Source organism: Nocardiopsis protaetiae (genome assembly GCF_045446735.1).
GTDB classification, from domain to species: domain Bacteria; phylum Actinomycetota; class Actinomycetes; order Streptosporangiales; family Streptosporangiaceae; genus Nocardiopsis; species Nocardiopsis protaetiae.
Genome location: NZ_JBJJBV010000030.1, coordinates 12,697 through 31,094, shown reverse-complemented (window position 1 = coordinate 31,094; position 18,398 = coordinate 12,697). Strand labels below are relative to the sequence as shown.

18 protein-coding genes are annotated in these 18,398 nt (G+C 72.4%); 17 read left to right on the top strand and 1 reads right to left on the bottom strand.

Annotation, left to right across the window (positions count from 1 at the left end; all coding sequences use genetic code 11):
- The first annotated feature begins 163 nt into the window (after positions 1-163).
- The 14 genes from ftsH to ACJOT3_RS07460 all read left to right on the top strand — a co-directional run bounded on the left by ftsH (position 164) and on the right by ACJOT3_RS07460 (position 13,969).
- Positions 164-2,194 (top strand): ATP-dependent zinc metalloprotease FtsH, encoded by a 2,031-nt coding sequence (gene ftsH, locus ACJOT3_RS07525; RefSeq protein WP_406970219.1) that lies wholly within the window; start codon positions 164-166, stop codon positions 2,192-2,194.
- A gap of 23 nt (positions 2,195-2,217) precedes the next feature.
- The gene (gene folE / locus ACJOT3_RS07520) at positions 2,218-2,784 is read left to right on the top strand and encodes a GTP cyclohydrolase I FolE (protein WP_406970251.1); all 567 of its coding nucleotides are present in this window, start codon (positions 2,218-2,220) and stop codon (positions 2,782-2,784) included.
- Positions 2,785-2,892: 108 nt separating this feature from the next.
- The gene (folP, locus tag ACJOT3_RS07515; RefSeq protein WP_406985936.1) at positions 2,893-3,807 is read left to right on the top strand and encodes a dihydropteroate synthase; all 915 of its coding nucleotides are present in this window, start codon (positions 2,893-2,895) and stop codon (positions 3,805-3,807) included.
- The gene (locus ACJOT3_RS07510) at positions 3,804-4,253 is read left to right on the top strand and encodes a nuclear transport factor 2 family protein (RefSeq protein ID WP_406970215.1); all 450 of its coding nucleotides are present in this window, start codon (positions 3,804-3,806) and stop codon (positions 4,251-4,253) included. Before folP ends, ACJOT3_RS07510 begins: the two co-directional genes overlap by 4 nt.
- Positions 4,250-4,636, top strand: a complete 387-nt coding sequence (folB, locus tag ACJOT3_RS07505; RefSeq protein ID WP_406970213.1) for a dihydroneopterin aldolase — start codon at positions 4,250-4,252, stop codon at positions 4,634-4,636. The genes ACJOT3_RS07510 and folB overlap by 4 nt, the downstream gene beginning before the upstream one ends.
- Positions 4,633-5,211 carry a 2-amino-4-hydroxy-6-hydroxymethyldihydropteridine diphosphokinase gene (gene folK / locus ACJOT3_RS07500; protein ID WP_406970211.1) on the top strand — a complete coding sequence of 193 codons (579 nt, stop codon included), beginning with the start codon at positions 4,633-4,635 and terminating at the stop codon, positions 5,209-5,211. Before folB ends, folK begins: the two co-directional genes overlap by 4 nt.
- On the top strand, positions 5,208-5,699 hold the full coding sequence (locus tag ACJOT3_RS07495; protein ID WP_406970209.1) for a DUF3180 domain-containing protein: 492 nt from the start codon (positions 5,208-5,210) through the stop codon (positions 5,697-5,699). The genes folK and ACJOT3_RS07495 overlap by 4 nt, the downstream gene beginning before the upstream one ends.
- Before the next feature lie 156 nt (positions 5,700-5,855).
- Entirely contained in the window at positions 5,856-6,302 is a 447-nt protein-coding gene (locus tag ACJOT3_RS07490) for a PH domain-containing protein (RefSeq protein WP_406970249.1), read from the top strand.
- Between the two features lie 219 nt (positions 6,303-6,521).
- The gene (locus ACJOT3_RS07485) at positions 6,522-7,877 is read left to right on the top strand and encodes a PH domain-containing protein (RefSeq protein WP_406970247.1); all 1,356 of its coding nucleotides are present in this window, start codon (positions 6,522-6,524) and stop codon (positions 7,875-7,877) included.
- Between the two features lie 244 nt (positions 7,878-8,121).
- Complete coding sequence (locus tag ACJOT3_RS07480; RefSeq protein ID WP_406970207.1) at positions 8,122-8,364, top strand: chaplin family protein; 243 nt, start codon at positions 8,122-8,124, stop codon at positions 8,362-8,364.
- Between the two features lie 289 nt (positions 8,365-8,653).
- Positions 8,654-9,538, top strand: coding sequence for a Rossmann-like and DUF2520 domain-containing protein (locus ACJOT3_RS07475; RefSeq protein ID WP_406970205.1), 885 nt, complete (start codon positions 8,654-8,656; stop codon positions 9,536-9,538).
- Positions 9,539-9,606: 68 nt separating this feature from the next.
- Positions 9,607-10,476: a pantoate--beta-alanine ligase gene (gene panC, locus ACJOT3_RS07470; RefSeq protein WP_406970203.1), complete on the top strand. Its 870-nt coding sequence runs from the start codon at positions 9,607-9,609 to the stop codon at positions 10,474-10,476.
- Between the two features lie 38 nt (positions 10,477-10,514).
- Entirely contained in the window at positions 10,515-13,106 is a 2,592-nt protein-coding gene (locus tag ACJOT3_RS07465; RefSeq protein WP_406970201.1) for an L-aspartate oxidase, read from the top strand.
- Between the two features lie 83 nt (positions 13,107-13,189).
- Positions 13,190-13,969, top strand: coding sequence for a type III pantothenate kinase (locus ACJOT3_RS07460; protein WP_406970199.1), 780 nt, complete (start codon positions 13,190-13,192; stop codon positions 13,967-13,969).
- A gap of 68 nt (positions 13,970-14,037) precedes the next feature.
- On the opposite strand, the gene ACJOT3_RS07455 is transcribed toward ACJOT3_RS07460, so the two are convergent.
- Entirely contained in the window at positions 14,038-14,997 is a 960-nt protein-coding gene (locus tag ACJOT3_RS07455; protein WP_406970197.1) for a cation diffusion facilitator family transporter, read from the bottom strand.
- 154 nt (positions 14,998-15,151) lie between these two features.
- Here ACJOT3_RS07455 and lysX point away from each other — a divergent pair, with 154 nt between their 5' ends.
- The 3 genes from lysX to ACJOT3_RS07440 all read left to right on the top strand — a co-directional run bounded on the left by lysX (position 15,152) and on the right by ACJOT3_RS07440 (position 18,393).
- A complete protein-coding gene (gene lysX / locus ACJOT3_RS07450; protein WP_406970195.1) occupies positions 15,152-16,660 on the top strand; it encodes a bifunctional lysylphosphatidylglycerol synthetase/lysine--tRNA ligase LysX in 1,509 nt (502 codons plus the stop codon).
- 675 nt (positions 16,661-17,335) lie between these two features.
- Positions 17,336-17,656, top strand: coding sequence for a LuxR C-terminal-related transcriptional regulator (locus tag ACJOT3_RS07445; protein WP_073380886.1), 321 nt, complete (start codon positions 17,336-17,338; stop codon positions 17,654-17,656).
- A gap of 146 nt (positions 17,657-17,802) precedes the next feature.
- Positions 17,803-18,393, top strand: a complete 591-nt coding sequence (locus tag ACJOT3_RS07440; RefSeq protein WP_406970193.1) for an amino-acid N-acetyltransferase — start codon at positions 17,803-17,805, stop codon at positions 18,391-18,393.
- Positions 18,394-18,398 lie beyond the last annotated feature (5 nt).

Here is an 18,398-nt window from a genome sequence, read left to right as displayed (position 1 = left end):
CGGCGCATCCGCAAGAGGTGCGCCCATCGACGGGGTGTACCGTCGATTCGATCCCGGCGTACTCGCGGGGAACGCACGTGTCCGATAAGAGGTCCTGCCTCGGAAAGTCCTCCGGTGCGGGCGGCCTGGTCAGGAGGGACGGACCCGACGGGGTTCCGCTCACATGAATCTGAAGCGCTTTTTCCGCGGCCCGTGGATATGGATACTGGCCGTTCTCGCCATGCTCCTCCTCGTCTTCAACGTCTTCGACCTGGGCGGGGAACCACAGCCCGAAGAGACGGACATCTCGGCCGTCTACCAGCTCATCGAGCGCAACGAGGTGGACAACGCCGAGATCATCGACCGTGACCAGCGCATCGTGCTGACCACCACGGACGACGAGATCTTCGAGGCGTACTGGGTGGCCGGCCAGGGCCTGCAGCTCGCCGACATGCTCCGGGACTCCCTGGAGGAGGAGGGCACCAACCTCAAGGGCTACGAGGTCTCGGTCGCCACGACCCCGCTGTGGACCACGGCGCTCTTCAGCTTCCTGCCGATCCTGCTGATCATCGCCATCTTCTGGTTCGTCTTCAGCCAGATGCAGGGCGGCGGCTCCCGCGTGATGAACTTCGGCAAGTCCAAGGCCAAGCTCATCACCAAGGACACCCCCAAGAACACCTTCTCCGACGTCGCCGGCGCGGACGAGGCCATCGAGGAGCTCCAGGAGATCAAGGAGTTCCTCCAGAACCCGGCCAAGTTCCAGGCGATGGGCGCCAAGATCCCCAAGGGCGTGCTGCTGTTCGGCCCGCCCGGCACCGGCAAGACCCTGCTGGCCCGCGCGGTCGCGGGCGAGGCCGGGGTGCCGTTCTACTCCATCTCCGGTTCGGACTTCGTCGAGATGTTCGTCGGTGTGGGCGCCTCGCGTGTGCGCGACCTGTTCGAGCAGGCCAAGGCCAACGCCCCCGCGATCATCTTCATCGACGAGATCGACGCCGTCGGCCGCCACCGCGGCGCCGGCATGGGCGGCGGCCACGACGAGCGCGAGCAGACCCTCAACCAGATGCTGGTCGAGATGGACGGCTTCGACGTCAAGGGCGGGGTCATCCTCATCGCGGCCACCAACCGGCCCGACATCCTCGACCCGGCGCTGCTGCGCCCGGGCCGCTTCGACCGGCAGATCGTCGTGGACCGCCCCGACATGGACGGCCGCCGCGACATCCTCAAGGTCCACGCCAAGGGCAAGCCGATGGCCGAGGACGTCGACTTCGACGTCATCGCCCGCCAGACCGCCGGGATGACCGGCGCCGACCTGGCCAACGTCATCAACGAGGGCGCCCTGCTGTCGGCGCGCGCGGGCCGGGACACCATCACCCACGCGGTGCTGGAGGAGGCCATCGAACGCGTCATGGCCGGACCCGAGCGCAAGAGCCGGGTCATGTCCGAGCACGAGAAGAAGATCATCGCCTACCACGAGGGCGGCCACGCCCTGGTGGGCCACGCGCAGGCCAACGCCGACCCGGTGCACAAGATCACGATCCTGCCCCGCGGCCGCGCCCTGGGCTACACCATGTCGGTGCCGACCGAGGACAAGTTCCTCACCTCGCGCTCGCAGATGATGGACCGGCTCGCCATGATGCTGGGCGGCCGCGCCGCCGAGGAGCTGGTGTTCCACGAGCCCACCACCGGCGCCAGCGACGACATCGCCAAGGCCACCAGCCTGGCCCGCAACATGGTCACCGAGTACGGCATGAGCGAGCGCCTGGGCGCCCGCAAGTTCGGTTCGTCGAGCAACGAACCGTTCCTGGGCCGGGAGATGTCGCACGCGCGCGAGTACTCCGAGGAGATCGCCTCCATCATCGACGAGGAGGTGCGCCGCCTCATCGAGTCCGCGCACGACGAGGCCTACGAGGTCCTGGTCGAGTACCGCGACGTCCTCGACGACCTGGTCGTGGCCCTGCTGGAGAAGGAGACGCTCTCCCGCGAGCAGGTGCTGGAGATCTTCGCGCCGGTGGACAAGCGCCCGGTCCGCGGCTCCTACACCGGCTACGGCAAGCGCCAGCCCTCCGAGCGGCCTCCGGTGCGCTCCAAGAAGGAGCTGACCATGCTCAACGGGGCCGAGGCCAACGGGTCCGAGCCGGGCACCGCCCTGCACGAGGTCTCCGGCCACGGCGCCGGCAACGGGGCGTCCGGCCCCATCGAAGGGGACGACGCGTGACCGAGCAGGTAGGACCCAGACCCGTGGACCGGGAGCGCATCGAGCGCGCCGTCCGCGAGATCCTCATCGCCATCGGCGAGGACCCCGACCGCGACGGCCTGCTCAAGACGCCCGAGCGGGTCGCCCGGGCCTACGAGGAGCAGTTCGCCGGGCTGGGGCAGAAGCCCGGGGACGTGCTCACCACCGTGTTCGAGGCCGGGCACGAGGAGATGGTCCTGGTCAAGGACATCGAGCTCTACTCCACCTGCGAGCACCACCTGGTGCCGTTCTACGGGGTGGCGCACGTCGGGTACATCCCCGGCTCCGACGGCCGCATCACCGGCCTGAGCAAGCTCGCCCGCCTGGTCGACGTGTTCGCGCGCCGCCCCCAGGTGCAGGAGCGGCTCACCGGGCAGGTGGCCGACGCCATCATGGAGCACCTCAACCCGCGCGGCGTCATCGTCGTCGTGGAGGCCGAGCACCTGTGCATGACGATGCGCGGGGTGCGCAAGCCCGGGGCCCAGACCGTCACCTCGGCGGTGCGCGGGATCTTCCGCGGCAGTGACCGCACCCGCGCGGAGGCGATGAGCCTCATCCTGGACCGCCGCTGACCGGACACGCGCGGGCCGCCGACCGGACACGCGTGACGTAGGGAACAACAGGGGAGGGGCCGGATGCGTACGCACCCGGCCCCTCCCCTTACGAATAGGCTGACCCCCATGGGGCCGAAATACACACTTCCGGGCCTGCCCGATCGCGGGCGGTGCCTGGTCATGGGGGTCGTGAACGTCACCCCCGATTCCTTCTCCGACGGCGGAGCCTGGTTCGACCCCGAGAGGGCGGTCGAGCACGGCCTGCGGCTGGTCGAGGAGGGCGCCGACATCGTCGACGTCGGCGGCGAGTCGACCCGTCCGGGCGCCCAGCGCGTTCCGGCCGAGGAGGAGCTGCGCCGGGTCGAACCGGTGGTCAGGGCCCTCGCCGCGCGCGGAGTGGCCGTCAGCGTGGACACCATGCGGGCCGAGGTCGCCGAGCGGGCCGTGGAGGCCGGCGCCGTCCTGGTCAACGACGTCAGCGGCGGGCTGGCCGACCCGGCCATGGCGCGGCTCGTGGCCGCTTCCGGTGTCTCCTATGTGTTGATGCACTGGCGCGGGCATAGTCATGACATGCAGACCCGTGCCGTGTACACGGATGTCGTCCAGGAGGTCATCGATGAGCTCCGCGACCGTATGGAGGCCATGATCAGTGCAGGCGTCGACCCGGGGCAGCTCGTCCTCGACCCGGGACTCGGATTCTCCAAACGACCCGAGCAGTCCCACAACTGGGCGCTCCTGAGGCATCTCGACCGGTTCCAGGAGCTGGGCCGCCCCGTCCTGGTGGCGGGGTCGCGCAAGCGCTTCCTGAGCCGGCTGCTGAGCGAGCCCAAGGGGGAGGACCGCCCCTTCCTCGAATGCGACGCCGCCACCGCCGCCCTGACCACCCTGTCGGCCGACCGGGGCGCCTGGGCGGTGCGGGTGCACGACGTGCGCGCCAGCGCCGACGCGGTCCGGGTGGCCGCCGCCTGGTCCGACGGCGGGGAGTCCCTCGACGAGGGGCGCTTCGACGACACCGACGGCACGGGTCGGGGTCGCCGGTGAGGTCCCGCCAGGAGGTCATGGAGCGCGTGGCCGAGGCCAACGCGCAGTTCTACAGCGCCATCGAGAACGGCGACATCGACCTGATGCGCAGCGTGTGGGCGGAGGAACACGAGGCCCCCGACCTGGTCTGCGTCAACCCCGGGTGGCCGCTGCTGCGCGGCCGCACCGAGATCATGCGCGCCTGGTCCCTGATCATGGCCAACGTCACCTACATCCAGTACGTCCTCACCGAGACCCACATCGGGGTGGGCGGCGACATCGCCATGGTGACGTGCGAGGAGAACGTGCTCACCGCCGAGGACGGCAACCCCGGGTTCATCGCCGGGGGCCAGGTCGTCACGACCAACCTGTTCGTCGACACCGCCCAGGGGTGGCGGCTGTGGTCCCACCACGCCTCGCCGGTGCTCATGGGCGAGGACGACGAGGACGAGGGCGGGGAGGAATGACCGACCGCATCGCCCTGCGCGGCCTGCGGGCCCGCGGGTACCACGGCGTGTACGACTTCGAGCGCCGCGAGGGGCAGGACTTCGTGGTGGACGCCGTCCTGCACCTGGACCTGGCGCCCGCCGCGGCCTCCGACGACGTGGCCGACACCGTCCACTACGGGATGCTCGCCGACCGGCTGGTCGCGATCGTCACCGGCGACCCGGTGGACCTGATCGAGACGCTCGCCGACCGGCTGGCCTCCGAATGCCTGGCCGACCTGCGGGTGCGGGGGGTCGAGCTGACCGTGCACAAGCCGTCGGCGCCGATCGAGCACGAGTTCGCGGACGTGTCCGTGACCGTGGTGCGCGGCACCGTGGGCCCCCGGGGAGGTGCGGTGCTGTGACGCGCGCCGTCCTGGCCCTGGGGTCCAACCTCGGTGACCGGTGGGCGACCCTGCGCGGCGGGGTGGAGCACGTGCTCGGGGCGGGCGCGCCCGCCCCGGCGGCGCCCCCGTCCTCGGCACCCTTGTCCCCGGTGGCCCCGTCCCTGGTGGCACTGTCGCCGGTGTACGAGACCGCCCCGGTGGGCGGCCCCGAGCAGGGCGCCTACCTCAACGCGGTGGTGGTCGTCGACACCGACGGCACGCCCGAAGAGCTGCTGGAGCGCGCGCAGGCCGCCGAGCGCGCGTTCGACCGGGTGCGCGAGGTCCGCTGGGGCCCGCGCACCCTGGACGTGGACGTCATCGTGTTCGGCGACGTGCGCTCCGACGACCCCGTCCTCACCCTGCCGCACCCGCGCGCCCACCTGCGGGCGTTCGTGCTGCGCCCGTGGCTGGACGCCGACCCCGGTGCCGAGCTGCCCGGGCACGGGCCGGTCGCCGACCTGCTGGCGGCGGTGGAGGCCGCGGACACCGCGGGCGACCAGAGGCTGAACCGGCGCGACGACCTGCGGCTGCTCCCGCCCGGGGGGAGCCGATGACCGACGAGGAGGACGAGCGGCGGATGCACCCCACCGGGTGGCGCACACCGGTGCTGCTCGGGGCCGTCGGCGTGCTGCTGGGGGCGCTGTTCGGGACGGCGCTGCCCGGGCTGCCGCCGATGCCGTGGACGGCGATCCCCACGCTGCTGCTCCTGGCCTTCGCCGAGGCGTTCACCGCCGGGCGGACGCGGCGCCGCATCCGCCGGGCGCCCGGCACCGAGCCCATCCCGCCGCTCAGCGCCGCCCGCCTGGTCGCCCTGGCCAAGGCCAGCGTGCTGGCCGCCGCGCTGTTCGGCGGCTTCTGCGCCGGGGTGGCGCTGACGGTCGTGGACAACCTGGAGCTGCCGGTGCACCGGGAGGTGTTCTTCACCGCCCTGGGCACGTCGCTGGCCGCGGTCGTGCTGGCCGCCGCCGCCCTGTACCTGGAGTACGCCTGCCGGGTGCCCGAGGACGAGGACCGCGACGAGGATCCCCCCGGGGCGGCCTGACCGATCCCGGACCGCCTCCGGACGGGGAGCGGCGGCGGATGGTTGACTGTGCCCGTGGACACCAGCGAACCGACACCGACCGACCCGCCGCCCCCCGAGCCGGAGCGGCCGCTCGACGCGGCCTTCGCCGCGCCCGCGGGCACCGAGTGGATCCGGGTGTCCCCGGCCCTGGCCTGGTATCGCAGGCTGGTGGTGGGGGCCCTGTGCCTGGGCTCGGGTCTGGGCGGGGTGCTGCTCCTGTTCCTGTGGGCGGACCGGGTCTGGGCCGGGGTCTGGGCGGTGGCGGCCCTGGCCGTGTTCGCCGCGGGCTGGGTCCTGGCCGGCCGGTTCCAGCGCTCCTGGGGGTACGTGGAGGGGGAGACGGAGCTGTACCTGACGTACGGGGTGTTCGTCCGCCAGCTGGTGGTCGTGCCCTACGGGCGCATGCAGGTGGTGGACACCACCGCCGACCTGCTCGAACAGGCACTGGGCATCGCCACGGTGCGGGTGCGCACCGCCGCCAGCACCGCAGACACGCGCGTGGTCGGCCTGCCGCTGGCGGACGCGGTGGACCTGCGCGACCGACTGGCCTCCCGCAGCGAGGCCTTCTCCACGGGGTTGTAGATGCACGACCGTCCGGACTCTCCCCGCCCGCAGGGCCCGCCGCCCCAGGCACCTCCGCCGCCCCCGGCGCCGCACGGTCCGCAGGGGCCCGCCCCGCGGCCGCCGGTACCACAGCAGCCGGTGCCGCCGCGGCCGCAGGCCCCGCCGCCGCACCCCGGGTACCCGCCCGCGCCGTCCGGACCCCGGGGGTACGGACCCCACGGGTACGGGCCGCCGGTGATGCTGCCGCCGACGGTGTGGCAGCGCCAGCCCCCGGTCCCGCCCCGGCGCCCGGAGGCGGACGTCACCACCGGCGTGTACCGCGCGCACTGGTCGATGGTGCCGCTCCGGGTCCTGGGTGTGACCCTGGCCTTCGTGGCGCTGGCCGGACCCATCCTCACGATCTTCGGAGACGCGTGGGTGGTGATGCTGACCGTCGCGGTCCTGTTCGGAGCGCTCGCCTACACGCTGCCCGCCTGGTGGTACGCCAGCTTCGGGCTGCGCGAGGACCACCTGGTGGTGCACAGCGGGCTGGTGATGCGCGGCTCCCGGGAGATCCCGCTGAGCAGGCTCCAGGCCGTCGACGTGGTCCGGCCGCTGATGGGCCAGGTGTTCGGCCTGGCCGAACTGCGCATCGAGCTGGCCGGCGGCGACAACAGCGCGGTCCGCCTGCGGTACCTGCGCCACGAGGTCGCCGAGAAGATGCGGGTCGCGGTCCTGGCGCACGCCGCCGGGCTGTCGGGCCGCTCCCCGGAGGCGCCCGAGTGGCCCTTCTACCGGCTGCCGTTCCTGCTCCTGCTGGGCGCGCTCACCTTCCGCATCCCCGTGCTGCTGGCCTCCCTGGGCCTGGCCGCGATGGTCGTCGCCGGGGTGATGTTCCTCGAACCCGGGGTGCTGGGCGCGCTGGTGCCGCTCGCGCTGGGGCTCATCCGGTCGTTCTGGAGCCCGCTGGCCCGCTACACCGACTACTACGCCTCGGTCTCCTCCGACGGGCTGCGGCTGCGCTACGGGATGTTCCAGCGGCGCATGCAGACGGTCCCGCCGGGCCGGGTACAGGCGGTGCGGGTGGTGGAGCCGCTGCTGTGGCGGGCGCTGGGCGTGGCCCGCGTGGAGGCGACGGTGGCCGGCTACGCCGGGGCCCGCCAGGCCGACTCGGCGACGCTGCTGCCGGTGGCGCCCCGGCGCCGGGCCTACGCGCTGGTCAACGAGCTGTTCCCGGAGAGCGAGGTGGCGTACGTGCCGCTGGTCCCGGGCCGGGAGGGCTCGCGGTCGCTGGTGGGTGTGGACGAGCACCTGTTCGTGACCGTCTCGGGGCTGTTCTGCCGGGTGACGGAGGTCGTCCCGATGGAGCGGGTGCAGACCCTGCGGCTGACCGCCGGCCCGCTGGCGCGGTTCACCGGCCGGGTGGCGGTCGGCGTGGGCGTCCCGCCGGGGCCGGTCCGGGCGCGGGCCCAGGGCCGGGAGGCGGCCGAGGGGCGCCGCCTGCTGGACGAGATGGTCGACCTGGGACGACGGGCGCGGGTCCCGGCCGTCGGGCCCGAGCGGTGGGCGACGCGGGCGACGATGACACGCGCGGAGGGCCCCGGGGAAGCCTGATGTGACGTGCGCCACAACAGGGGCGCAAATTGCTGCCTCTAATGGCTCTCATGTCCGACATGAGACATCACTTTGGGTGATACTTCCAGGTCAAGGCCACGAAAAGCTCGCGTGTTCTGGCCTGTGGCGGCCGCCGAGTATGGCTAAATGGTGACCGAACACGTTGAGTGTTCTTGGTTGTACACATGGTCAACGTTATCGACCGATCGGCGCCCCCGCCGTTCGGTCCGACGGGAGAAAACACATGCTGAAGAAGGCTTTCGCCGCCAGTGCCATCGTTGCCGCCGCCGCGGGCGTTCTGTTCACGGGCGCTCCGGCCATGGCCAACAGCAACGTCTTCACCTCCGGCAACGGGAGCATCCTCGGCGGTAACCAGCTGGTGGCCGACCTGGACATCCCGATCAACGTCTGCGGCAACGCGATCGCGATCCTGGGCGTGGCCGGCGCCAACTGCGTGGACTCCGGCGCCACCGTCAAGAACTGGTAGCGACTGCGCACCGGCCCTGACGGGCGGGGGAGTTCCGGCCGGAAGACGTCCCGGCCGAGCCGCCCCGCCCGATCCGGGGGCCGAGTGGACCCGGGCGCCGCTCCGTGACGACGGAGCGGCGCTCTTTCGTGTGTTCGGAAGCAGGTGCGTGTCCGGGACCCCGCGTGTCCGGCACCCCACACCCTTGACCAGGGGCGGCGCGCGGGAGGGGGTGGCGGGGAGGACTATCGTGTGCTCAGGCGTCACGGCCGGGGAGGGCCGGACGCACTCGCGACGAGGGGGCACAGGCATGGAGACCACGCAGGGGCGTCCGGCCCGGCTGCGGATCGGCGTCATCGGTCCCGGCCGCGTCGGCTCGGTCCTGGGCCGGGCGCTGGGCCTGGCCGGGCACAAGGTCGTCGCCGCCGCGGCCGTCTCCGAGGCCTCCAAGGCGCGCGTCGCCGACCGCCTGCCCACCGCGCGCCTGATGGAGCCCGCGCGCGTGGTCGAGGCCGCCGACCTCGTCCTGCTCACGGTCCCCGACGACGCCCTGGCCGAACTCGCCGAGGGGCTGACCACCACCGGCGTCGACCTGCGCGGCAAACTCCTAGTCCACGCCAGCGGCGCCCACGGGTACGGGGTGCTGTCCCCCGCCACCGCCGCCGGAGCCCTGCCGCTGGCCCTGCACCCGGCGATGACCTTCACCGGCCGCGACGAGGACATCGAACGGCTGGCCAACTGCGCGTTCGGGGTCACCGCCCCCGACCCGCTGCGCCCCATCGCCGAGGCCCTGGTGGTCGAGATGGGCGCCGAACCCGTGTGGATCGCCGAGGACAAGCGCACCCTCTACCACGCGGCCCTGGCCGGGGGCGCCAACCACCTGGTCACCCTGGTCGCCGACAGCGCCTCGCTGCTGTCCGCCGCCGGGGTCCCCGAACCCGGCCGGATGCTCGCCCCCCTGCTCAGCGCATCCCTCGACAACGCCCTGCGGCTGGGCATCCACGGCCTGAGCGGCCCGGTCCTGCGCGGCGACGCCGGGACCGTCGCCGGGCACATCGACCAGCTGCGCGCCCACGCGCCCGAGAGCGTCGCCGCCTACATCGAGCTGGCCCGGCTCACCGCCGACCTGGCCATCAACGCCGGGATGCTCAAGCCCGAGGTCGCCGAACCGCTCCTCGACGTGCTGCGCCGCTGACCGTCCGGCCCGCCGCCGCGGCACCCGGACCACCACCGACACGTCACGGACACCCCAGGGGAACCCGCATGACCGCACCCACCGACCGCTCCGCCCCGCTCGTCGTGCGCACGCCCGACGAGCTGCGCCGCGCCCTGGCCGGCGCCGGGCGCACCGCCCTCGTGCCCACCATGGGCGCCCTGCACGGCGGGCACCGGAGCCTCATGCGGATCGCCCGCGAACGGGCCGACACCGTGGTCGTCAGCGTCTTCGTCAACCCCCTCCAGTTCGGCCCGAACGAGGACTTCGACCGCTACCCCCGCGACCTGGAGGGCGACACCGCCACGTGCGCGCGGGAGGGCGTGGACGTGGTCTTCGCGCCGGAGACCGAGACCATGTACCCGGCCGGGCGCCCCGCCGTCACCATCGAGGCGGGGGCGATGGGCGACCGCCTGGAGGGCGCCTCCCGGCCCGGCCACTTCACCGGTGTCCTCACCGTGGTCGGCAAGCTCTTCCACCTGGTCCGGCCCGACCTGGCGGTGTTCGGCGAGAAGGACGCCCAGCAGATCGCGCTGATCCGCCGCATGGTCGCCGACCTCGACTTCCCGGTGGAGATCGTGGGCGCGCCCATCCTGCGCGACCCCGACGGCCTGGCCTCCTCCAGCCGCAACGTCTACCTCTCCGCCGCCGAGCGCACCGCCGCCCTGGCGCTGTCCCGCTCCCTGGAGGCGGCCCGGGGGGCCGCGGACAGGGGGGCCGCCGCCGCCCGCGCCGCCGCCACCGCCGTGCTGGAGGAGGCGGCCGAGGGCGAGCCGCCGGTCGAGCTCGACTACCTGGCCCTCGTCGACCCGGCCACCTTCGTCGAGGCCGCCGACGACCACCGCGGCGACGCGGTGCTGGCGCTGGCCGCCCGGGTCGGCACCACCCGCCTGATCGACAACACCACCCTCGCCTTCTAAGTCACCGAGCCCTGCGCACCCCGCGGAAGAAGATCCCCATGAGCACAGCCACCCCGACCCGGCTCGACGCACCCGCGCCGGGCTGGACCGTCACCGCCGACGTCGTCATCGTCGGCTCCGGCATCGCGGGCCTGAGCACCGCGCTCGGCTACCTGCGCCGCGCCGGGTCCGGGCGGGTCGTGCTCGTGACCAAGGACCGGATCTCCACCGGCTCCACCGCCTACGCCCAGGGCGGCATCGCCGCGGCCGTGGCCCCCGGGGACGACCCGGTCGCCCACATGGTCGACACCCACCTGGCCGGGGCCGGGATGTCCGACCCCTACGCCGTCCACGTCCTGGCCGCCGAGGGGCCCGAGGCGCTGCGCCGCCTCATCGCCCTGGGCGCCGAGTTCGACCGCGACGCCGACGGCGGCCTCTCGCTGACCCGCGAGGGCGGCCACCGCGCCGACCGGATCGCCCACGCCGGGGGCGACGCCACCGGGGCGGAGATCCAGCGCGCCCTGGTCGAGGCCGTGCTCGCCGAGGAGCGCATCGAGATCATCGAGCACGCGGTGGCGCTGGACGCCCTGCGCGACCCCGGCACCGGCGCGGTCTGCGGCATCACGCTGCACGTCATGGGGGAGGGCAGCCGCGACGGCGTCGGCGCCGCCCTGGCCCCGGCCGTGGTGCTGGCCACCGGCGGCCTCGGCCAGATCTTCGCCGCCACCACCAACCCGCGGGTGTCCACCGGCGACGGGCTCGCCCTCGCCGCCCGGGCCGGGGCGCGCCTGCGCGACCTGGAGTTCATCCAGTTCCACCCCACGGTGCTCTGGCTGGGGCCGCAGGCCCGCGGCCGCCAGCCCCTGGTGTCGGAGGCGCTGCGCGGAGAGGGCGCCTACCTGGTGGACGCCGCCGGGAACCGGATCATGGCGGGCGTCCACGAGCTCGCCGACCTGGCCCCCCGCGACGTGGTCGCCCGCACCATCGCCAGGACCATGGCCGAGCAGGGCGTCGACCACGTGTACCTGGAGACCCGCCACTTCGGCGCGGCCGTCTGGGAGAGCCGCTTCCCGACCATCCTGGCGTCCTGCCGCGAGAACGGCATCGACCCGCCGGCCGAGCCGATCCCCGTCGCCCCGGCCGCCCACTACGCCTCCGGCGGGGTGGAGGTGGACATCGACGGCCGCACCGGCGTCCCCGGCCTGTGGGCGGTGGGCGAGGTCGCCCGCACCGGTGTCCACGGCGCCAACCGGCTCGCCTCCAACTCGCTGCTGGAGGGCCTGGTGTTCGCCGAGCGCATCGCCGCCCGGCTGGCCGCCGAGCCGAGACCCCTGCCGACCGGGGGAGTGCCCGCCCCGCAGGTCACGACCCTGCCCGACCCGGCCGTCATCGCCCCGATGCGCGCCCTGATGTCACGCCACGCCGGGGTGCTGCGCACCGGCGAGGGCCTGGCGGAGCTGGTCGCCGAACTGGACGCCCTCACCGCCGCCGCCGACCCGGTCACCCCCGACACGGCGGCCTGGGAGGCCGCCGACCTGCTCACCGTGGCCCGCCTCGTGGCCGCCGCCGCGGCCCACCGCACCGAGAGCCGCGGCGCCCATCAACGCGCCGACCACACCGGACCCCGCCCGCGGTGGCGGGTCCGCCCGGTGATCGTCCGACTGGAAGGGAACACCCCCGTGGCCACCGACGAACCCTGGACCCCCTCGCTGCCGCCGGAGCTGGTCGCCGAGCTCGACGCCATCGCGTTCCCGCTCGCCGCGGACGGCCCCGGGCCGGACGCCCGCGCCGAGTTCACGCTCCCCTGGACCGCGCCCCACCAGGCCCACGTGGACCTGGTCCGCCGGGCCCTGGCCGAGGACCTCACCGGCGGTGCCGGGATCGACGTCACCACCGTCGCCACCATCCCCGCCGACCAGGTCCGCACCGCCCACGTGGTGGCCCGCGCCGACGGCACCGTCAGCGGCCTGCCGCTGGCCGAGCTGGTGTTCTGGCTGGTCTCCGACGGCGCCCTGGAGGTCACCCGGTCGGCGGCCGACGGCGACACCGTCAAGCGCGGCGACGTCCTCATGGCCGTCACCGCCCGCACCCGCGACCTGCTCACCGCCGAGCGCACCGCGCTCAACCTGCTCACCCACCTGTCCGGGATCGCCACCGCCACCCGCGCCTGGGTGGACGCCGTCGCCGGGACCGGCGCCCGGATCCGCGACAGCCGCAAGACCCACGCCGGGCTGCGCGCCCTGGAGAAGTACGCCGTGCGCTGCGGCGGCGGGGTCAACCACCGCTACTGCCTCAGCGACGCCGCGCTCATCAAGGACAACCACGTGGTCGCCGCGGGCGGGGTGGGCGCCGCCGTGCGCGCGGTGCGCGAACGCTTCCCCGGCCTCCCCCTGGAGGTCGAGGTCGACCGGATCGACCAGATCGAGGAGGCCCTGGAGGCGGGCGCCGAGGAGATCCTGCTCGACAACTTCACCGTCCCCGAACTCGCCGAGGCCGTCGCCCTGGTCGCCGGGCGCTCGCGCCTGGAGTCCTCCGGCGGCCTGACCCTGGACGTGGCCGCCGACGTCGCCGCGACCGGGGTGGACTACCTCGCCGCCGGCGCGATCACCCACTCCAGCCCTGCCCTGGACATCGCACTCGATCTGGTGTGACCGGATTCACCACCGGACTTCCCGTGAAGGCCGGGATTGGGAGAGGATTCCCAGAAAAGACACTTCGACCAGGATGAGGGTCCATGCTGCTGGCGATCGACGTCGGTAACTCCGAGACGGTCTTCGGTCTTTTCGAGGGTGAGGACCTGCTCGAACACTGGAGAGTGGGGACCGACACCCGGCGCACCGCCGACGAGTGGTCGGTGGTGCTGCGCGGGCTCCTGGAGGGGAGCTCCCACGGCGGGGTGCGCGACATCGACGGACTGGCCCTGTGCTGCTCGGTCCCCTCGGTGCAGCACGAGATGCGCGACATGTTCCGCCGCCACTTCGACAGTGTCACGGCGGTGATCGTCGAGCCGGGCGTCAAGACGGGCGTGCCGATCCGGATGGACAACCCCAAGGAGGTCGGCAGCGACCGCATCATCAACGCGCTGGCCGCCGACCACCTCTACGGCGGCCCCGCCGTGGTGGTGGACTTCGGCACCGCGACGACGTTCGACGCGGTCAGCGCCAAGGGCGAGTACGTGGGCGGTGCGATCGCCCCGGGCATCGACATCTCGGTGGACGCCCTGTCCCGGCGCGGCGCCCAGCTGCACATGGTGGAGATCGTCCGCCCCCGCGCCGCGATCGCCAAGAACACCACGGAGGCGCTGCGCTCGGGCATCGTGTTCGGGTTCGCGGGCCAGGTGGACGGGATCGTCGACCGGATGGTCGCCGAGCTCACCGACAACCCCGACGACGTCACGGTCGTGGCCACCGGGGGGCTGGCCTCGACGGTGGTGGGGGAGTGCGAGACGGTCGACGTCCACGAGCCCTGGCTGACCCTCATCGGGCTGCGCCTGGTCTTCGAGCGCAATTCCTGAGAACACGCGCGGGGGGTGCCGGCCGGCACCCCCCGCGTCTTTCGTTCCGGTCTGTCCGGTGTTCTGGTCTATCCGGCGGTGTCCGCGGGGGTTCCGGACGCCCGCGCGGTCGCCGCGGAGCGGTCCAGATCGGGCTCGATGTAGATCATCCGCGCGATCGGCACGGCCTCGCGGATGCGCGCCTCCGCCTCGTTGATCGCCCGCGCCACGCGCGCGGCCTCGTCCTGGGCGTCCACCGCGACCTTGGCCGCCACCAGCAGCTCCTCCGGGCCGATGTGCTGCGTCTTCATGTGGATGAGGCGGTCGATGTCCTCGACGGAGATGATCGCCCTCTCGATCTCGCGCACGTGCTCGTCGGTGGCGGACTCGCCGATGAGCAGGCTCTTCATCTCGACGGCCAGCACGATGGCGATCGCCACCAGCAGCAGGCCGATGGCCGCGGTGCCCAGGCCGTCGTAGACGCCGTTGCCGGTGACCAGGGTCAGGCTCACGCCGAGCAGCGCGAACACCAGGCCGAACAGGGCGCCGGCGTCCTCCAGCAGGATGACCGGCAGCTCCGGCGACTTGGCGCGGCGGATGAACTGCACCCAGGTGGCCTTGCCGCGCACCGCGTTCGACTCCTTGATGGCCGTGCGCATGGCGAAGGACTCCAGGACGAGCGCCACCACCAGGACGACGATCGGCACCCACTGCCACCGCGTGATCGGCTCGGGGTGGGAGATCTTGTGCCAGGCCTCGTAGAGCGCGTACAGGCCGCCCACGCTGAACAGGACGATCGCCACGATGAAGGAGTAGATGTAGCGCTCGCGCCCGTAGCCGAACGGGTGCTCCTTGGTCGCGGCGCGCCGGGCGCGCTTGCCGCCCAGCAGCAGCAGCCCCTGGTTGCTGGAGTCCGCGACCGAGTGGATGGACTCGGCGAGCATCGCCGCCGACCCGGTCAGGAGATAGGCGCCGAACTTCGTCACGGCGATCCCCAGATTCGCGCACAGAGCCGTGACGACGGCCTTCGTGCTTCCTTCAACGGCCACGGGTATCTTCCATCTCTCGAAAAGTGCCTGCCGGGCGGCTGGGTCACGGCAGTGTGATCGTAGTGACGGGAGGGGCCGATTTCATCCCTGTGGCCGGTTCCGGCACACGGCGGGAGGGCCTTTCCAGACCCCGCGCGCCGGTAGGATCGCGTGTGTGAATCACACGCACGACGACACCTACGACGACCTGCCCGAACAGATGAGAGTTCGGCGCCAGAAACTGGACCGCCTGCGCGAGGAGGGGATCGACCCCTTCCCCGTGTTCTTCGAGCGGTCCACGTCGATCGGCGCCGTGCGTGACAAACACACCGACCTCCCGCCGGACACCCGCACCGGGGTGGACGTCTCCATCGCGGGCCGCGTGATGCTGTACCGCACCGGCGGCAAGCTGTGCTTCGCCACCCTGCGCGACGAGACCGGCGACATCCAGGTCATGCTGTCGCTGGACCAGGTCGGCCAGGAGCGCCTGGATGCCTGGAAGGCCGACGTCGACCTGGGCGACCACGTGGGCGTGGAGGGCGAGGTCATCACCTCCCGCCGCGGCGAGCTGTCGGTCATGGTGCGCACCTGGACGCTCACGGCCAAGTGCCTGCGCCCGCTCCCGGAGAAGCACAAGGGCCTCACCGACCCCGAGGCCCGGGTCCGGCAGCGCTACGTCGACCTCATCGTCAACCCCGAGTCCCGCGAGATGGTGCGCCGCCGGTCGGCCGCCATCCGCGCGATCCGGGACGGGCTCACCGCGCGCGACTACATCGAGGTCGAGACCCCGATGCTGATGCGCGTGCACGGCGGTGCCACGGCGCGGCCGTTCACCACCCACATCAACGCCTACGACCTGGACCTGTACCTGCGGATCGCCCCGGAGCTGTCGCTGAAGCGGCTGGTCGTGGGCGGTCTGGAGAAGGTCTTCGAGATCAACCGGAACTTCCGGAACGAGGGCGCGGACTCCACGCACAACCCCGAGTTCACGATGCTGGAGTTCTACCAGGCCTACGCCGACTACAACGTCATGGCGGACGTCACCCGCGACCTGATCCAGGACGCGGCCCGCGCCGCGTTCGGCACCACGGTGATCGAGCGCGACGGGGTGGAGTACGACCTGGGCGGGCAGTGGCCGCAGATCACCCTGTACGGGTCGGTGTCCGAGGCGCTGGGCGCCGAGGTCGACCCGCGCACCCCGGTCGAGGAGGTCCGCCGCCTGGCCGGGGCCAGGGGTGTGGAGTACGACCCGGCCTGGGGCCAGGGCAAGCTGATCGAGCACGTCTTCGAGGAGCTGGTGGAGCACACGCTGATCCAGCCCACGTTCGTGCGCGACTTCCCGCTGGAGACGAGCCCGCTCACCCGCCAGCACCGCGAGGACCCGCTGCTCACCGAGAAGTGGGACCTGATCGGGTTCGGCATGGAGCTGGGCACGGGCTACTCGGAGCTGGTCGACCCGGTCGAGCAGCGCCGCCGCCTCACCGAGCAGTCGCTGATGGCCGCCGACGGCGACCCCGAGGCGATGCAGCTCGACGAGGACTTCCTGCGGGCCCTGGAGTACGGCATGCCGCCGACCGGCGGTGTGGGCGTGGGCATCGACCGGCTGCTGATGGCCTTCACAGGCAAGAACATTCGGGAAACTGTTCTTTTCCCGATCGTGAAGCCCGAGGGGAACGACGCCTGATCCTTTTGGCGCCCCATTTGCCGGGACCTTATCCCGGTAGGCGGGATGTCCGAAAGCGGGGGCGGTGACGCGGTGTCCTGAACACCGCGGCGCCGCCCCCGCGGCGTTCCCGGCGCAGGTCGTGAACGCGGCCGGGCGGCGACCGGAGTCCGGGCCCCGCCGCCGTGCCCGGAGCGGGGGCGGCCCGGCGAAGATTTTCCCCGGGTTCGGGTCCGCCCGGGCGCCTTCGGTGGCCCGGATTGTTTGTGCAGGTCAGTGCCGAGAAAGAATTTTCCATTCTGTGACGATGCGACGTATTGCCCCGGTGCTGTCACGCAGGGTGATTTATCTGGCCTTGACGGTATCTACTCCGACGCCTAGCGTGCTGAGAGCGGGTTGAGCCCGCGAGTTCGCCGAAGTGGATCGAGTAAAGCGGAGTGCTTCAGGAGCACCGGGTCTCCCCGGTTCCCCCCTCGTGCACTCGTAGCACCCACCGGTGCGGTCTGTCCGTCCCAGATCGCAACGCTTCCAGGGTCGTGCGACCCGTGTCCGGACAACTCCCCCGTCCCTGTGCCAGAGGGACGGTCGTGAGGTGTCCGAACCACGGGGCCGTGCGTCGGAACCCCGCCCGACGCACTTGCATCACACCAGGTGACGAGTTGATGTTCCGCACTCACATGGATGAGGGAGGACGGAGTGGAACAGGCCACACTCGTACGACGTACCGTTGAGGACCAGGGCGTGCCACAGGCCCGGGAGCACCGTGAGAACGTGGTCCCCCTGCAGAGTCGCCCGCGCGAAGCCGCCGTCGGTCCGTACGCGCCGGTCGAACTGAGTCACGAAGAGATCGAGCTCCTCGCCGAGATCGCGACCGGTGTCACCACCGAGGTCGCCGCCCGGCACCTGGAGCTGAGCGCCCGCACCCTGCGTCGGCGCATCCGCAACATCTGCGACGTGCTCGGGGTCAACACCCCGATCGAGGCGGTCGTCTGGGCCGCCCGGCGCCAGCTGATCTGACGAAGCAGAACGCACCCCTCCCCCCGGCCCCGCCGGGGGACCGACCACGGGCATGCCGGCCCGATGTCCCAGGGGCGCCCGCGTTCACCGGCCGAGAGCGAGCCGGTGATCCCCGCGGGGCCCCGGGGGCATAGTCTGGACCGGCTATGCCCGTTCGTCATGTACAGGTGCGGCGCGCCCGCACCGGCGATGTCGCGCACATCCGCCGCCTCGTCGACACCTACACCGCAGACCGGCGCGTGCTCTCCAAGAGCACGGTCAACCTCTACGAGGACGTCCAGGAGTTCTGGGTCGCCGAGGCCGAGATCGTCCCCGACGACGCTCCCGGGGACCCCCGCCCCGAGGAGGCGCGGGACGTGGAACTGCGATTGGTGGGCTGCGGCGCCCTGCACGTCCTCTGGGAGGACCTCGCCGAGGTGCGCACCGTCGCCGTGGACCCGTCCCTGCGCGGTTTCGGCATCGGCCACCGGATCGTCGCCGTCCTTTTGGACACCGCGCGCGAGTTGGGTGTGCGCCGCGTGTTCTGCCTGACGTTCGAGACCGCTTTCTTCGCGCGCCACGGCTTCGCCCCGATCCAGGGGACCCCGGTCTCCTCCCGCGTGTACGAGGAACTCCTGCGCTCCTATGACGAAGGAGTCGCGGAATTCCTCGATCTGGAGCGCGTCAAACCCAACACCCTCGGGAACACCCGGATGCTCGTTCACCTCGGTGCCGGAGTCGAGAACACCGACGGCTAAAGGTT